Genomic DNA, 16,850 nt, shown 5'->3' on the forward strand with positions numbered 1-16,850 from the left:
GCCCGGAGTCCGAGCGCGCCCTGGCGATCGTGCGCGACGCCGTCCGCCCCGCGGTGGCCCGCTTCCTGGCCGGGCTGGCCCAGCGGCTGGCACCGGGCGCCCGGCCGGACGACAAGCCCGGGGTCTGCCACGTGCCGGGCGGCGCCGAGGGCTACGCGGACGCCGTCGCCCGCTTCACCCGGCCCGGGCTCACCCCGGAGGAGGTGCACCGGATCGGTCTGGAGGCCGTCGCGGCGCTGCGCGAGGAGTTCGCCGAGCTGGGCGGCAAGGTGCTGGGCATCACCGACCCGGCCGCCGTGCTGACCGCGCTGCGCGAGGACCGCTCGCTGCGCTTCGGCAGCGCGGCCGAGATCGTCGCCCTGGCGGACGGCGCCCTGGACCGGGCCCGCCGCGCCGCCCCGGACTGGTTCCGCCCGTACCCGATCGCCGACTGCGTGACCAGGGAGATCGACCCGATCGAGGCGGAGACCGCGCCGCTGGCCTACTACCAGCCGCCGGGCCCGGGCGGACTGCCCGGCACCCACTGGATCAACACGCTGCGCCCGGAGACCCGGTTCAGCTACGAGTACGAGGCGATCGCCTTCCACGAGAGCGTTCCCGGCCACCACCTCCAGCTCGCCGTCGCGCAGACCCTGCACCACCTGCCGCGGTTCCGGCGGAACCCGAGCGGCCAGCTGACCGCGCACGTCGAGGGCTGGGGCCTGTACACCGAGCGGCTCGCGGACGAGATGGGGCTGTACGGCTCGGAGCTGTCCCGGTTCGGGATGCTCTCGCTGGACGCGATGCGGGCGGTCCGGCTGGTGGTGGACACCGGGATGCACCACTACGGCTGGTCCCGGGAGCGGGCGAAGGCCTACATGCGGGCCAACACCGCGACCCCCGAGGCCAACGTCCGCAACGAGATCGACCGCTACATCGCCTGGCCGGGCCAGGCCACCGCCTACCTGATCGGCCGCCGGGAGATCGTGCGGCACCGCGAGCGGGCCGAGGCGGCGCTCGGCGCCCGGTTCGACGTCCGGGAGTTCCACCACCGGCTGATCGGGCACGGCAGCCTGCCGCTGGGCGTGCTGGAGGAGCTGGTGACGGACTGGATCGCGGAGCAGTAGGCCGCAGGCCCTCCGGCCGGGCTCAACGGCCCAGCACCGCACCGCCGTTGAGCCCGATCACCTGACCGGTCAGGTACCCGGCGGCCGGCGAGGCCAGGTAGGCGACCGCCTCGGCCACGTCGGCCGGGGTGCCCGCCCGGCCGACCAGGGTGTCGGCCACCTTCCGCGCGTGGAACTCCTCGCTCCAGCCCGCCCCGAAGATCTCGGTGGACTCGACGTACCCGGGCGCGAGCACGTTCACCGTGATCCCGTCCGGCCCCAACTGCCGCGCCAGGCCGAAGGCCCAGCCGTGCAGCGCGGCCTTGGCCGCGGCGTACGAGCCCGCCGAGTGCGGGCCCGCGCCGCCGCGCTGGGCCGCGGCCGAACTGATCACCACCAGCCGGCCGCCGGGCCGGCGCAGCGCGTCCTGGAGCGCGGTGGTCAACAGCACGGCGGTGAGCAGATTGCCGTCCAGGTCCCGCCGCCAGGCGGCGGCCAGCGCGGCCAGACCGTCATCGGCGGGCGGGGTGACGATCGCGCCCGCGTTGTTCACCAGCACGTCCACCGGCCCGAGCGCGGCGATCCGGGCCGCCGCCGCCTCGACCGCCGCCGGGTCGGTCAGATCGGCCGCCACCGGCACGACGCGCCCCGGTCCGGCGGTCCGCTCGATCTCCTCCCGGGCCTGCTCCAGCACCGCCGCCCGGCGGCCGAGGACCACCACCCGGTGCCCGTCCCGGACCAGCCGCGCCGCGATCGCCCGGCCGATCCCGGTCCCGCCCCCGGACACCACCGCGAGCCGCTCCACCGTCGTCACTCCGCCCCCCTCGGGCTTCGGCCCGTACGCGCCGGGCGATGTTCGGCAGGCCCCCGGTCACCTGGCGGTACCGGGGGCCTGGTCGTCCACGTCATGATCAGACCGCCGAGGGCCTTCGCCCCCCGGCCCCGGCGGACCGCTCCGGAGCCCGGCGCCGGCGGCACGCTCGTCCGGACCGGTCAGACCACCGGCGGGACGACCGGCAGGTTGCGCTTGTGCTCGGTGCGGCGGTAGTGGCCGAGGACGGTACGGAAGACCTCCTCGCTGACCGGCATGCCCTCCAGGAAGTCGTCCAGGGCGTCGTAGCTGACACCGAGGGCGTCCTCGTCGGGGCGGCCGGGGGCGAGGTCCTCCAGGTCGGCGGTCGGGACCTTCTTGACCAGCTCGGCGGGCGCGCCCAGCGCCTCGGCGACCGCCCGCACCTGGCGCTTGGTGAGGCCGGACAGCGGCATCACGTCGGCCGCGCCGTCCCCGAACTTGGTGAAGAAGCCGACCGCGGCCTCGGCCGCGTGGTCGGTGCCGACGACCAGCCCGCCCTTGGCACCCGCCGCCGCGTACTGGACCACCATCCGCTGGCGGGCCTTGACGTTGCCGCCGACGAAGTCCTCGTGGCCGTGGTCGCCGTAGGTCAGGCCGGCCGCCTTCAGGGCGGCGAGCGCGCCGTCGGTGGCGGGCTTGACGTCGACGGTCAGCACCTCGTCGGCGCGGATGAAGCCGAGCGCGAGCTGGGCGTCCGCCTCGTCCGCCTGGACGCCGTACGGCAGCCGCATGGCGGTGAAGGTCACCTGGTGCCCCTCGGCCCGCAGCCGCTCGACGGCGAGCTGGCACAGGCGCCCGGCGGTGGTGGAGTCGACGCCGCCGCTGATGCCGAGCACCAGGCTGCGCGCGCCGGTGGCCCGCACCTGGCCGACCAGGAACTCCACCCGCCGCTCGGCCTCCTTCGCGGGGTCCGGCACGGGGACGACCCCGAGGGCACGGGCGATCTCCCGCTGGACGTCGGCGGGCAGGGGCTCGGTCATTCCGACTCCTCGGGACGGTGGGTACGTGACGCGATCACGAGGATACGACCACCCACGACGCGGCCGTCACGGGCGGGGTGCCTCCCCCGGTTCCGCTGCTTCCCCGGGCCCGGCCGGTGCCGGCCGCGCGTCCGCCGCCGCCGGTGCCCCCGACCCGTCCGCGTCCGCTCCTTCGGGCCCGTCCGGCTTCCGCAGCGAGACCGGCCGCTCCGGCCCCGGCGCCGGGTGCGACAGGATGTCGAGCACCACCCGGCCGTCCACCGTCTCCTGGGCGACCAGCAGCGCCGCCAGCTCGTCCAGGTGGTGCCGGTGGTCGGTGAGCAGGGCGACGGCCCGCCGCTCGGCGCCGCGCAGCAGGCGGGCCACCGCCTCGTCCACCGCGCGCTGGGTCTGCTCGGAGTACGGGCGGCGCAGCAGGTCCTCGGGGTTGTCGCCGAGGTAGTGCGGGGTGCCGCTGGAGTAGCCGACCGGGCCGAGTTCCGGGGAGAGGCCGAACTCGCGGACCATCCGGGTGGCGACCGAGGTGGCGTTGGCGAGGTCGTTCGCGGCGCCCGTGGAGCCCTCGCCGAAGACCACCAGCTCCGCCGCCCGGCCGCCGAGCTGGACGGTGATCAGGTCGACCAGGTAGGCCTCGCTGTACAAGTGCCGTTCGGCCTCGGGCAGCTGCTCGGTGGCGCCCAGGGCGACGCCGGCCGGGAGGATCGTCACCTTGGCGACCGGGTCGGCGTGCTCGCACAGCGCGGCGACCAGCGCGTGTCCGGACTCGTGCACCGCGACGGCGTGCCGCTCGTCGGGCAGCAGCGCGTTGGAGGACTCCCGGCGGCCGAGCAGCACCCGGTCGCGGGCGGTGTCGAGGTCGTCGGCGGTGAGGGTGGCCCGGTCGGCGCGCACGGCGTTGATGGCGGCCTCGTTGACCAGGTTGGCGAGGTCGGCGCCGGAGAAGCCGGGGGTGCCGCGGGCGAGCCGCCCGAGGTCGACGTCCGGGGCCAGGGTCTTGCCGCGGGCGTGCACGGCGAGGATGGCGGCCCGCTCGGCCTGGTTGGGCAGCGGGACGGTGACCTGCCGGTCGAAGCGGCCGGGGCGCAGCAGGGCCGGGTCGAGGGCGTCCGGGCGGTTGGTGGCGGCGATGACGACGATGCCGGTGCTCTGGTCGAAGCCGTCCATCTCTGCGAGCAGCTGGTTCAGGGTCTGCTCGCGTTCGTCGTTGCCGCCGAGCCGGGTGCCGCCCGCCCGGCGGCCGCCGACGGCGTCGATCTCGTCGATGAAGATGATCGACGGCGCGCGCTTGCGTGCCTCGTCGAAGAGGTCGCGGACCCGGGAGGCGCCGACGCCGACGAACATCTCCACGAAGCCGGAGCCGGTCACCGAGAGGAAGGGCACCGAGGCCTCGCCGGCGACCGCCCGGGCGAGCAGGGTCTTGCCGGTGCCGGGCGGCCCGACCATGATCACCCCGCGCGGCCCCTTGGCCCCGGCGGCGGCGTACCGCTCCGGGCTGCGCAGGAAGTCGACCACCTCGCTGACCTCCTGCTTCACCCCCTCGTACCCCGCCACGTCGGCGAACCCGGTGTCCGGCCGCTCCGCCTCGATGATCTTGGCCCGGGACCGTCCGATGGCACTCAGACCGCCGCCCAGCGAACGGGCGGCCATCCGGCCGGACCAGAGGAAGAGCCCGCCGAAGATCAGCAGCGGCAGGAACAGCAGCAGGGAGGACCAGATCGAGCCGCCGCCGCTGCTCCGGCTGCCGGTGACGGTCACGTGGTGGTCGGAGAGCGCGCTGCTGAGCTGGGAGGTGTCCAGGGCGGTCGGGATCTGGCTGGTGAAGCGGGTGCCGTCCTTGAGCGTGCCGCTCACCGCGCCGGTGTCGCTGACGTCCACGGTCTGCACCTGGCCGGCGTCGACCCGGTTCACGAAGTCGGTGTAGCCGTAGCGGGTGCCGGGCTTGCCGGGGTTGGAGAAGAGCACCAGCAGGAGCAGCGTCACCAGTACGGCGACGGGCAGCAGCCAGCGGCGCCACGAGGGCGGCGGGGGCTTGGCCGGGCCGCCGGGGCCGGGGCGCTGGTTCCGGCCCGGGTCGGGGCCCTGGCCCGGGCCCCGTGGTTGGCCCCAGCCCTGCCTCGGGCCGGGGTCGGGGCCGGAGCCCGGCGGGGTCGTGGGGTGACGGGCGGCGCGCAGCCGGATTCGTGCGATCATCCACGCTCACCGCCTCTCGGGGGGCCGGACAGCCTCCGTCCCTCCATGGTCGGACTCTCCGCGCCCGGACGGGAGCCTGAAGGGGGTGGCAGCGGTCCACTCGGGGGAGAACGACCCGCTCGGCGCCACGGCCCGCGGCGCCGGATCGGGCTCGGGCGCCGGGCACGGGCGTCGGACACGGGAGGCGGACTCGGGAGGCGGACTCGGGCAGGCCGAAGGCCGGTCCGGTACGTGGGGTCGGGCCGTCGCGAACGGTTTGCGGAAGCCTGCCGGGCGCTTCCACCGCACCCGGCGAAGCCCGTCGTCCGGCCGCTCCTTCGGCTGCCCCTCCGGGCGCTCCTCCGGGTGCGCTCAAGGATCCTCGGGCCGTACGGAGTTGGCGATCGAGCCGCCCGCCAGGACGATTCGCGACCTAGAGTAGCCGCATGGTCAACGAGGAACTGCCAGCGCCGCACAAGACGCCCGAGGCCGCCGTGGAACCCCGGGCCGGGGACAGCGACCGGGAAGCGGTGGCCGAGCAGTTGCGGATCGCCGCCGGCGACGGCCGCATCGACCTCGGGGAACTGGAGGAGCGGCTCGACCGCACCTACGCCGCGCGGACGTACGGCGAACTCGACATCCTGGTGGCCGACCTCGGCGGCCGGCTGGAGGCCCGGGAGACGTCCGCGGCGGAGGAGGTCCTCACGCTCCGGCCCCGGATGAACAACATGGTGCAGAGCGGCCGCTGGTCCGTGCCCCGTCGGATCGTCGCGGAGACCAAGCTCTCGCTGCTCACGGTCGACTTCACCGAGGCTGTGTGCCCCCACCGGGAGATCACGGTCGAGGCCTCGACCGGCATGGGCCACATCCGGCTGATCGTCCCGCGCGGCTGGGGCGTACGGATCGACCCGACGAGCACCAACACCGGAAACATCGTCAACAAGGCGGCCGAGCAGGCGGAGCCGGGCGCCCCGGTGCTGACCGTGATCGGCCACCCCCGGTCGGGGCCGATCAGGATCAAGCAGCGCCGCCGGGGCTGACGGGCCGCACGCCGGGCCCGCGGCAGTCCTCCGTGCGGGCACGCCCGAGGCGGGCTCGGCGATGGCTCAGTGCGGGCTCGGCGCGGCCTCCGCCGGGGCGGGTCAGGAGAAGTCGAGCGCGTCCGTCCGAGTCCGCTTGAGCTCGAAGAACTTCGGGTACCCGGCCAGCAGCCGCACACCGTCGAAGACCCGTACGGCGTCCTCGCCGCGCGGGATGGCGCTCAGCACCGGGCCGAAGAAGGCGACGCCGTCCACGTGGATGGTCGGCGTCCCGACCTCCTCGCCGACCGGGTCCATGCCCTCGCGGTGGCTCTTGCGCAGGGCCTCGTCGTACTCCGTGCTGTTCGCCGCCTCGGCCAGCTCCTCCGGCAGGCCCGCCGCCGCCAGCGCCTCCCGGATGACGGCGTCGTCGGCGGCCCGGTCCTGGTCGTGCAGCCGGGTGCCGAGCTCGGTGTACAGCTCGCGCAGCACCTGCGGGCCGTGCTGCTCGGCGGCGGCGATGCAGACCCGCACGGGGCCCCAGCCGGTGGTCATCAGGCGCTGGTAGCGCTCGGGCAGGTCGGTGCGGCCCTCGTTGAGGACGGACAGGCTCATCACCCGGAAGTTCAGGTCGAGTTCGCGCTGCTTCTCGACCTCCAGGATCCACCGGGAGGTTATCCAGGCGAAGGGGCAGACGGGGTCGAAGTAGAAGTCGACCTTGACGGTGTCGTTCTTGACGGTGTCGTCGCCGGCCCGGTGGCCGTTGCCGGGGTGCCGGTCGGGAAGCCGGTCGGCGAGCTGGTCGAGGTGGTGCTGGGCGGGCGCGGTGTTCGTCACGTCGTTGGTCACGCTGAGAAGACTAGTGACAGAGTGGCCCAGTCTCCAGGGCCAATCGATGGCCGTTCCAGTGGGCCACTTTCACTCCCGGCCGTCCGTCCCCGCACGCCCTACGCGCCCGGCACTGCCCGCATGCCCTGCACGCCCCGCACGCCCCGCCGACCGCTCAGCCGCAGGTCGTCCCGTCCGCCGGCACCGTCCCGTCCAGCAGGTAGGCGTCCACGGTCTGCTTCAGGCACGGGTTGCCGGTGTTGTAGCCGCCGTGCCCCTCGCCCTGAAGCGTGACGGTGACGCCGACGCCCGCGCCGAGCTGCTGCGCCATCGTACGGGCGCCCTCCACCGGGGTGGCCGGATCGCCGGTGGTGCCGACCACCAGGATCGGGGCGGCCCCCGGCGCGGACACCTCCGGGTGGGCGGCCTTGCCGGGGACGGGCCAACCGGTGCAGGCGGTCAGTCCCCAGGCGGTGTAGGACCCGAACACCGGGGAGGCGGCCTGGAACTGCGGCAGCTGCTGCTGCACGTCCTGGTCCGAGTAGCGCTGCCGGGCGTCCACGCAACTGATCGCCCGGTTCGCGGCGTTCAGGTTGCTGTAGTGCCCCTGCGCGTCGCGCCCGTTCAGCGCGTCGGAGAGCTGGAGCAGCGTGTCGCCGGTCCCCTGGTCCATCGCCTGGGTGAGCCCGGCGGCCAGCACGGGCCAGGTCTCCTGGCTGTACAGGGCGCCCGCGATGCCGGTGATAGCCAGGCTCTCGGTGAGCTGCCGCCCCTGGGTGGTCGGCAGCGGCGACTGCGCCAGTTTCTGCACCAGGGCGGTGACCTTCGCGGTGCCCTCGTCGCCGCCCGCGCCGGTCGGGCAGGCGGCCCCGACCTGGGCGGCGCAGGCCTTCATGAAGTCGTCGAGGGCGAGTTGGAAGCCCTGGGCCTGGCCGAGAGCGGCCTGCTGCGGGTCCTTGGTGGGGTCGACCACCGAGTCCAGCACCATCCGGCCGACCTGCTGCGGGAACAGGTGCGCGTAGACGCCGCCCAGCTGGGTGCCGTAGCTGATGCCGAAGTAGGAGAGCTTCGGGTCGCCCAGCACCTGCCGCATCAGGTCCATGTCGCGCGCGGCGCTCTCGGTGTCCACGTACGGCAGCACCGCGCCGGAGTTGTGCTCGCAGGCGGCGACGAAGCGGGCGTTGCCGTCGTCCAGGGCCTTCACCGCGTCGGGGGTGTCGGGGGTGCTGTCGGCGGCGGTGGCGGCGTCCATCGCCCGGTCGTCCAGGCACGTCACCCCTTCGCTGGCACCGACCCCGCGCGGGTCGAAACTCACCAGGTCGTAGCGGGAGTTGAGGGAGGAGTAGGTCGCGGCCAGGGCCGGCAGGGTGGCCACGCCGGAGGCGCCGGGGCCGCCGAAGTTGAACAGCAGCGAGCCGATCCGGTGCTGCTCGTCCTTGGCCCGGCTGCGGATCAGCGCGAGACCGATCGTCGTGCCGTCCGGTTTGCCGTGGTCCAGCGGGGTCTTGAGGGTGGCGCACTGCCAGTCGGCGGCGGGCGCGGTGCCGTCGCCCTGGGCGCCGGTGGGGGCGGGGCAGGCGTGCCAGTCCAGCTGTTGGGCGGCCAGTCCGGTGGCGGTGCCGGTGGCTGCCGCCGTCCCGGTGGTCGGGGAGGTCGGGGAGGTCGGCGCGGGCTCGGCGGCGGAGGAGCCGTCGCCCTGGCAGCCGATGGCCGCGGTGAGCAGCAGGACGGTCAGGCCGAGCGCTCCGGCGCCGCGGACGACGGTGTGCATGGGGCGGGTCCACCTCTCGGTCGGCCGGGCACCCCGGCGCGCGGTCTCGGGCCTGCCGGACACCCCGGCGCACGGCGGGAGGGCTCACGGCGGGACGGCCTACGCCTGGCGGGCCTGCGTGCGCGCGGCACTCGGTTCGCCGACGCACCACAGACCCTAGGGGCCGGGGGCCGCCGATGCCCTGCGGAGACCCCCGGACGGGGGGCGTGCGCCGTACCGGCTGCCACCGGCCGAACGGGTGCCGGGCCGGTGGGCCGACGGGCTCCGGCTGACGGGCCGACGGGCTCGGACTGACGGGCTCGGCCCGGCCCAGCCCGGCTGCGGCGCCTCTCCGCGGCGGCGGGGCACGTCTCTCTCCGCCCCCTGGGCCCTGTCGCCGTTCCTGTCTCGACCCTGCCGATCGGCAGGGTCGAGACAGGAACGGCGCAGCGGGAACCTCCCGATCGGCACATGTGCGACGGACCGGCGGCACGCAAGGATGACGGCCATCGGGGCCCTGCCGATGGGGCCCGGGAAGGAGCCTCCCGTGACCGCCCTGACTCTGTCGTCCCTGTCCCCGCTGTTCCCGTTCCCGCTGCTCCCGTTCCTGCCCTTCCTCTTCCTGCTGTTTCGCCGGCGCACCGCCTCAGTACAACGCCATGCCCGGGGTTCCCCGCACCGCGTACGCCGGCAGGCGCAGCCCGCCGAAGGCGTCCCGGGGCAGGCTCAGTCCGAAGCGCCGCTCGACTGCGCCGAGGGTGCGGCGGCGGGCGGCCCCGTCGGGCTCCCGCCCGGGGTCGCCGGAGGTCACGCCGTCGGCCTCCAGGACTCCGGCGGCGACGAGGTCCGGCACCAGCAGGTCCGGCTCCTGGCCCCAGCGCCAGCGCTCCTCGCCGAGGCCGAAGCCGCACAGCACGGCACCGTCCCGGGCGTAGTCCAGCAGGGCCGGCCGCCGCTCCGGCATCGGGCGGAAGTGCACCACCTCGGCTCCGTCGCGCGCTATCTCGGTGAGCAGCTCACCGCCGGTGGAGTCGCCGTACTCGATCGCGAACGACCAGCCGGCGCACGCGCCGACCCGGATCACGCCGTCGCCGTCGTCACCGGGGCGGTAGACGTCGATGTCCAGGTCCCGGATCTCGGTGTCACTGATCGGCTCGGTCGCGGTGGCCGGGTCGGCACCCATCCGGTGGGCGAGCTCCGCGGGCGTGATCCCCCGGGCGAAGACGACGCCGCCGACCTCACCGTCCGTGCCGGGCCCACCCATTGACGACCGGCTGGTGCCCGGTCGGCCGGTACTCGGCCCACCGATCTCCAGGAGCCACTGGATACCGTCGCCGTCCTGCCCCACTCCCCCGTGCGTGCCGTCGGTCATGCCGCCCTCCCCTCGCGCGCGGCCTGCGGTGACCGGGCGCGCCCGTGGGCACCCTAACCGACCCGGCCGACACCCGGCCGCCGGTCGCCGGATCGCCGCCCGAACCAGCCGCGCCCGGATCGCCAACCACCCCTGATCGATCGGAAGGAGACCGAACCGGAGCCGAACTCACCTGGTGCCCTTCGCCGTTCACCCGGAAAAGGCGGCATACGCCCCTCCCCCGCCACTCACCGGGACACGGCCGGTACCTTCTTGCCCACCGCCTCGAACAGCAGCTTCGCGGCCACCGTCGCCCCGTCGGTGCGGATGCCGCCGGCCACGGCCTCCGCCCGCACCCGGGTCTCGGGCGCCAGGGCCGTGGCGAGCGCGGCGGAGAGCGAGTCGACGGTCGGCGTGCGGTCGAGATGGGCCGCGCCGATGCCCAACTCGGCCACCCGGCCAGCCCAGTACGGCTGGTCGGCGATCCGGGGCACGACCACCTGGGGCACGCCCGCCATGGCCGCGGTCGTCGTGGTGCCCGCACCACCGTGGTGGACGACGGCGGCCACCCGGCGGAACAGGGCCTGCTGGTTCACCTCGCCGACGACGTGGCAGTCCTCGTGCTCGTCGACCGCGGCGAGCCCGGCCCAGCCGTGGGCCAGGAGCACCCGGCGGCCGTGTGCGCGGCCCGCTTCGACGGCCACCCTCGCGATGTCCTCCGGGGCGTGCGCGGCCATGCTGCCGAAGCCGACGTACACGGGCGGTTCACCAGCGGCCAGGAACGCCTCCAGGTCGGCCGGGAGCGGTCGGTCGTCGGGCAGGATCCACGCGCCGGTCTGCACCACGTCGAGTTCCGTCCTGCCCTCCGACGGACACAGCGTCGGGTCCGCCGCCAGCCACGGCCGTCCGGTGAGGACGTGGTCGCGGACGTTCTCCACCGGCGGCAGGCCGATCGCCGCCCGGTGGCTGTTGAGCGCCTCCCCGTACAGCGCGTTCACCCGCTGGGCGTCCTGCTCCCAGAGCTTCCGGTAGTCGGTCTCGTCGTCCGGGGACGGCGTGCCCGGCCGCCGGCCCGGCCGGGAGTACCGCGAGGGCAGTCCGAGGATGTGGAAGCAGGCCAGCACGTAGGGCAGGCCGAGCTTCTCGGCGACGTCCCGCGCACCGGCCGGCATCAGGCCGGTCGCCAGCACCAGGTCACAGCCCTCGGCCGCGGCGGTCAGCGTCTCGAACCGCACGGCGACCAGCTCACGGGCGAGCCGGAACGCGTCCTCCGCCGTCGGCGGCTTCGGGCCGGCCACCACCGACCGCACCGACGGACCGAGCGGCACCAGCGGCACCCCCGCCCGCCCCAGCACCGCCGCGAACTCCTCGTCCGGCGGCGCGCACACCCGCACCTCCGCACCGAACCCCCGCAGCGCCACCGCCAGCCCCGCCAGCGGCTCGACATCCCCGCGCGACCCCCAGGTCGTCATCAACACACGCATTTCACGACTCCCGTTTCCGCAGGTCATGGCCTTACGGCCGGGATTCTGCGCCATGCCGGGGGCCTTGCCGCAAGCCCGGGGGCACGGTATAGCTTGAAAGTGGCAAGGGGATTCACTCTCCTCGCCTTTTTCTTTGGCCGCCCGGTCCCACCCACTCCCCCGAACCGGCCACACCGGAGCAATCCCCACCCGAAACCCGCCGCCTACCACGCGCCGCTCACTCCGAACCACCACCACCGAGCAGCCCGCTGCGAGCCACCGCCCCCTACCGCGTGGCCGCATACCCCCCGTGGTGTCAACTCCGGAACACCCACCGCAGCCACCGTCACGAAGCGCCCACTCCGGGCCCCCGTCATCGGCCGCTTCCCCAGACCTCACACGCCCGGGCCGTCCGCACAGGGGCCACCTGCCCGGTCAGCCCATCCCAACACGCCTGTTCCAGACGGCCCCACACTCGACCCGCCCACCCAGGACCCCCCCCCCAAAACCCCGGAACTCACCCCAGCCACACACACCCAGCTCTTCCCCACCGGCGTGCCGAGGCGCCCACAGCAGACCTCCTGACCAGGGCAGCCCAACACGCCTGTCCTGGACGAGCCTGCGTTCCTGGCGGCTCCTCAGCCGGGCCGCCCAGCCCCGGGCCCCGTCCCGGAGACGCCGGCCCCCCCGGCCGGTCGGTCGTCGCGCAAATCAGCGGCCCCGCGTACGACCCGCCGCCGCCACCGTGCCCACCAGCAGCACCAGGTCCACCCCGCCCGGCCCAGCCACAGAACCACCCACGCCCCAGCGCGGACCTCGCTCGCCGCCAGCGACAAGCACCGAACCGACTGTCCGACCCACGACCAACCGCTCGGTCCAGGGCCAGCCACCACGGTCAGGTCACCCACCAACCCGGCCAGCCTGGCCACCGAGCCGGCGGAAACACCACCGCACCCCCGCTCCCACCCGCCCGGCGGCGGGACAGCCGATCCATGGCCAGCAGCCCCGACTGGCGTCACCCCCGCCAACGACGCATCGGCACCGCATCCAGGACCGCCACCACCTCGCCCACCGGCAGCGCAACGTCCGCCCCGACCAGCGCGACCACAGAACCACCCACGCCCCGGCGCGAACCTCACTCGCCGCCAGCGACAGCACCGAACCGACTGCCCCCAACCGCCCGGCTCAGGGCCGACCGCAAACAGGGCAGACCCGGCCTCCGAGCCGGCGGAATCACCACCCAACCCGCCCTGCGGCAGCGCTGCCGGGCCACGACCAGCAGCCCCGACCGGCGTCACACCCACCAACGACGCATCAGCACGGCGTGCTGAACCACCACCGCCGTCACCATGCCCACCCGCAGCGCGAGGTCCACCCTGGCCGGTCGGCCAACCGACGCGGAAACGGCGGCCCGGCGTACAGATCCGCCACCACCACGCCTACTGGAAGCGCGAGGTCTTCCCCGCCCGGCCCAGCCACAGAACCGCCCACACCCCAGCGCGAACCTCACTCGCCGCCCGCGACAGGCACCGAATCGGCTGCCCGACCCACGCCCAACCGCCCGGCCCACAGCTGGCCGCCACGGGCAGGTCACCCACCAACCCGGCCAGCCCGGCCGCCCGGGCGGTGGAAGCACTCCCACCCGCCCTGCGGCGCGCACGCGGCCGGACCGGCGTCACCGCCGCCGGCGAGGCATCAGCACGGCGTACAGGACCGCCGCCACCACCATGCCCGCCGGCAGCGCGACGTCCGCCCCGAGCAGGGCGGCCAGTGGGCCGGTGTAGAGGGTGTCCACGCCGAGGGCTGCGGCTGTGACGCCGCCTGTGAGGGCGATGGCGCCGGCCGGGTTGACGCCGGCGCGGTACCAGAAGGGGCTGCCGGGGCGTTCGTCGCCGAGGGCGCGGCCGTCGTAGCGGTTGCGGCGGAGCAGGATGTCGGTGGCGTAGACGGCGGTGCTGGGGCCGAGGAGGACGACGGTCAGCTGGAGCACGTTGCTGACGGTGTCGAGGAAGTTGGAGACCAGGAGGGCGTACAGCGTGAGCGAGACGGCGACCGCGCCGTCGAGCAGCACGCTGCGGGTGCGGCGGATGCGGATGCCGACGGCCTGGAGCGCGAGGCCCGCGCTGTAGGCGGTGAGGGCGTTGACCGCGATGGTGCCGACCACCAGGGAGAGCAGGAAGACCGGGTTGAACCAGCCGGGCAGGATCTGCCGGAGGGCGGCCTGCGGGTCGGTCATGTCGACGGCGGTGGCGCCGAGCACGCCGAGGCCGCCGACCACCACGCTGGGCAGGAAGCCGCCTAGGGCGGTCCAGCCGAGGACGGCGCGGGGGGCGGTGGTCGCGGGCAGGTAGCGGGAGAAGTCCGCGCTGGTGGTGTAGGAGAGCGGGCCGGAGGCGATCAGGGTGACGCCGGCCAGGGCGGCCGCCCAGAGTCGGCCGCCGGTGAGGGGTTCGGGCTGGGTCCAGCCGGGGTCGGCGTGGGTGACGATCGCGTAGCCGACCACGGCGAAGGCGGCGGTGAGGGCGAGGGTGATCGGCAGGTAGAGCCGGACGATCAGGGCGTGCCCGTAAACGCTGATGGTGAGGGTGAGTACGACGATCACGATCACGATGGCGATCTTGATCGGGGTGGTCGGCGTGATCCCCGCCTCCTCGGCGAGCGAGAAGGCGGCGACGGCGGCCGCGGCGAGGTTCAGCGCGAAGTAGCAGACGGAGATCATCCAGCCGGTGACCGCGTTGTTCACCCGGTTGCCCCGGATGCCGTACATGGCGCGGGTGATCACCTCGCTGGGCGCGCCGGCGGCCGGTCCGGAGACCGCGAGCAGGCCTGTACCCAGCCAGAACAGGTTGCCGAGGACGACCACGGCGAAGGCCTGCCAGAGGCCGAGGCCGCTCAGGACCAGGGCGCCGCCGACCACCAGGTTGAGGTAGTTGACGCTGGCGGCCGCCCAGACGGGGAAGAGTTCGCGGGCGCGACCGCGCCGCTCGGTCTCGGGGATGTGGTCGATGCCGTGGACCTCGACCCGGCCGCCCGGTTCCCGCTGGGGCGGGGCGGCGGGGTGCGCCGGGTGGTCCGGGTGGTCCGGCGAGGTGTGGGGGTGGTCCGGGAGCGTGGACGTCATGCGGGGGCCCTCCGTGGGGGTGTCGTGCCCACCTGCTTGCTTATTGGTCGCACACTCAATAGCATCCGCCCCATGACGTCAAGCGTTCAGCGCAAAAGGGTTCGCAAGTCCCCCGAGGACCGCCGGGCGGAGATCGTCGGCGCCGCGGCCGAGGTCGCCCTCACCGAGGGCCTGGAGTGCATCACCCTGCGCCGGATCGCCGACCAACTGGACGTCCGCCCCGGCCTGATCAGCCACTACTTCCCCGCCGTGGAGGACCTCGTCGCCGAGGCCTTCGGGAGCGCCGCCACCGCCGAACTGGAGGCGCTGCTGCCCGCCGACCCGCGGGACGGGTCCCCGTTGCGGCACCTGGCCCGCTTCTTCGCCCGCACCACCGGCCCGTCCTACGACGACGTGAGCCGGCTCTGGCTCAACGCCCGCCACCTCAGCCGCTACCGCCCCGTCCTGCGCGACCGCGTGCTCGACCAGGAGGCGGACTGGCGCGGCCGGCTCGGCGACGTCATCGCCGCCGGGGTCGAGCAGGGCGAATTCCGCACCACCGACCCGGTGTTGACCGCCGTCCACATCCTCGTCGTGATCGACGGCCTGGCCGTCCACGCCAACACCGGCCTGCGCAAAGACCCGTACGCCGCCACCCGGCTCGCCGCCGCCACCGCCGAACGCGAACTGGGCCTGACCGACGGCGCACTGACCTCCCCGGCCCCCGCCGACCCCACGGACCCGGCGGACGCGCCCGAGACCTCCGCCCCCGAGCAGCCCTGACCACCACCCCAGCCCCCTCAACCCCCTCAACCCCCTCAAGCCCCGCAGACACCACGCCCCCACCCCGAAGCACCACTGGAGTCGAAGTGCGCACCTCCCTGGTCCTCCTCTCCGCCCGTCTGCTCGACCCCGCCTCCGGCGGCTTCCTCCCGCAGACCGCCCTCGCCGTCGTGGACGGCCGGATCGCCGCCCTCGGCGACGACCGCACCGTCCGCGGACTCGCCGACCCCGCGACCACGGTGATCGACCTCAAGGGCGCCGTGGTCACCCCCGGCCTGGTGGACGGCCACCTGCACCCGGTCACCGGCGCCGAGCTCACCCAGGGCCTGGACCTCTCCGGCTGCACCGACCTGGCCGGCGTCCGCGCCGCCCTCGCCGCCGAGGCCGGACGCCTCGCCCCCGGCGCCTGGCTGCACGCCTGGGGCCTGGACCCGAACGTCTTCGGCGACCGCCCGGTGGAGTCCGCCGCCCTCGCGCCCGTCCTGGACGGCGTTCCGGCGCTGCTCCAGCTCTTCGACGCCCACTCCATGCTCGCCAGCCCGCGCGCCCTGGAGCTGGCCGGCGTGGACGGCCCGCGCCGCTTCGACCAGGCCGCCGAGGTGGTCTGCGACGCCGAGGGTCGCCCCACCGGCCTGCTGCTGGAGGACGCCGCCTGCGAGCTGGTCGAGCGCACCGCGCCGCAGCCCACCCGCACCGAGCGCCGCGACCGCCTGGCCGCCGCGCTGCGCTCCATGGCCGCCGCCGGCCTCACCGGCGGCCACGCGATGGACGCCAACGGCGACAGTCTCGACCTCTACACCGAGCTGGACGAGGCCGGCGAGTTGCCGCTGCGGCTGCGCGTCGCCCCCTGGTGCCAGCCCGGTGTGGACGCGGACGGCCTGCGGGCGCTGATCGGGCAGCAGGGCCGGGGCGGTCGGCTCTGGCGGGTGGACGGCGTGAAGCTGTTCATGGACGGCACGATCGACAACGGCACGGCCTGGCTGGAGCGCCCGGACTGCCACGGCGAGTCCACCCACGCCTTCTGGCCGGATCCGGCGCACTACACCCGCGTCGTCCGGGAGCTGCACCAGGCCGGGGTGCCGACCGCCACCCACGCGATCGGCGACGCCGCCGTACGGCACGCCCTGGACTCGATCGGGGCGGCGGCGGACGGGGGGACGACGCACGGGGCGCCCCCCGTCCGCCACCGGATCGAGCACATCGAGACCGTTCCGGACGCGGTGGTCCGGCGCTTCGCCGAGCTGGGCGTGGTCGCCTCCATGCAGCCCACCCACTGCTGCGACTTCACCCGGGCCGACCACACCGACAACTGGTCCCGCCGCCTCGGCGAGGAGCGGGCCGACCGCGCGTGGCGCTGCCGGGACCTCTGGGACGCGGGCGCCACGGTCGTCCTCGGTTCGGACTGGCCGATCGCCCCCTACCCGCCGCTGGGCGTCATGGCGGGCGCCCCCCCCCCCCCCCCCCCCCCC

Annotated in this window: 12 protein-coding genes; 4 read left to right on the forward strand and 8 right to left on the reverse strand. The window is 74.9% G+C overall.

The window, feature by feature from the left end:
* Positions 1-1,106: DUF885 family protein (locus AE652_RS13625; protein ID WP_049651598.1), on the forward strand; the 1,106-nt coding region annotated here is incomplete at its 5' end.
* Positions 1,107-1,128: 22 nt separating this feature from the next.
* Here AE652_RS13625 and AE652_RS13630 read toward each other — a convergent pair.
* The 3 genes from AE652_RS13630 to ftsH all read right to left on the reverse strand — a co-directional run bounded on the left by AE652_RS13630 (position 1,129) and on the right by ftsH (position 5,108).
* Positions 1,129-1,899 carry an SDR family oxidoreductase gene (locus AE652_RS13630; protein ID WP_310593214.1) on the reverse strand — a complete coding sequence of 257 codons (771 nt, stop codon included), beginning with the start codon at positions 1,897-1,899 and terminating at the stop codon, positions 1,129-1,131.
* Between the two features lie 179 nt (positions 1,900-2,078).
* Positions 2,079-2,918, reverse strand: a complete 840-nt coding sequence (gene nadE / locus AE652_RS13635; protein WP_049651600.1) for an ammonia-dependent NAD(+) synthetase — start codon at positions 2,916-2,918, stop codon at positions 2,079-2,081.
* A 66-nt stretch (positions 2,919-2,984) separates the two neighbouring features.
* Positions 2,985-5,108 carry an ATP-dependent zinc metalloprotease FtsH gene (ftsH, locus tag AE652_RS13640; protein WP_049651601.1) on the reverse strand — a complete coding sequence of 708 codons (2,124 nt, stop codon included), beginning with the start codon at positions 5,106-5,108 and terminating at the stop codon, positions 2,985-2,987.
* 425 nt (positions 5,109-5,533) lie between these two features.
* Here ftsH and AE652_RS13645 point away from each other — a divergent pair, with 425 nt between their 5' ends.
* A complete protein-coding gene (locus tag AE652_RS13645; RefSeq protein ID WP_049651602.1) occupies positions 5,534-6,127 on the forward strand; it encodes a DUF1707 domain-containing protein in 594 nt (197 codons plus the stop codon).
* 102 nt (positions 6,128-6,229) lie between these two features.
* Here AE652_RS13645 and AE652_RS13650 read toward each other — a convergent pair whose 3' ends face one another.
* From AE652_RS13650 to AE652_RS13670, 5 genes are all read right to left on the reverse strand, one after another.
* Positions 6,230-6,784 (reverse strand): DsbA family protein, encoded by a 555-nt coding sequence (locus AE652_RS13650; protein WP_049651609.1) that lies wholly within the window; start codon positions 6,782-6,784, stop codon positions 6,230-6,232.
* A gap of 325 nt (positions 6,785-7,109) precedes the next feature.
* Positions 7,110-8,705, reverse strand: a complete 1,596-nt coding sequence (locus AE652_RS13655) for an alpha/beta hydrolase (protein WP_049651603.1) — start codon at positions 8,703-8,705, stop codon at positions 7,110-7,112.
* Between the two features lie 625 nt (positions 8,706-9,330).
* The gene (locus tag AE652_RS13660) at positions 9,331-10,056 is read right to left on the reverse strand and encodes a DUF6461 domain-containing protein (protein ID WP_234348370.1); all 726 of its coding nucleotides are present in this window, start codon (positions 10,054-10,056) and stop codon (positions 9,331-9,333) included.
* Positions 10,057-10,283: 227 nt separating this feature from the next.
* Entirely contained in the window at positions 10,284-11,519 is a 1,236-nt protein-coding gene (locus AE652_RS13665) for a glycosyltransferase (protein ID WP_049651605.1), read from the reverse strand.
* 1,654 nt (positions 11,520-13,173) lie between these two features.
* The gene (locus AE652_RS13670; RefSeq protein ID WP_049651606.1) at positions 13,174-14,619 is read right to left on the reverse strand and encodes a cytosine permease; all 1,446 of its coding nucleotides are present in this window, start codon (positions 14,617-14,619) and stop codon (positions 13,174-13,176) included.
* Positions 14,620-14,691: 72 nt separating this feature from the next.
* On the opposite strand from AE652_RS13670, the gene AE652_RS13675 reads away from it, so the two are divergent.
* Complete coding sequence (locus AE652_RS13675; protein ID WP_049651607.1) at positions 14,692-15,381, forward strand: TetR/AcrR family transcriptional regulator; 690 nt, start codon at positions 14,692-14,694, stop codon at positions 15,379-15,381.
* Between the two features lie 86 nt (positions 15,382-15,467).
* A partial coding sequence (locus AE652_RS13680; RefSeq protein ID WP_049651608.1) for an amidohydrolase occupies positions 15,468-16,850 on the forward strand: 1,383 nt, incomplete at its 3' end.

This window comes from Kitasatospora sp. MY 5-36, assembly GCF_001182915.1.
Taxonomy (GTDB): domain Bacteria; phylum Actinomycetota; class Actinomycetes; order Streptomycetales; family Streptomycetaceae; genus Kitasatospora.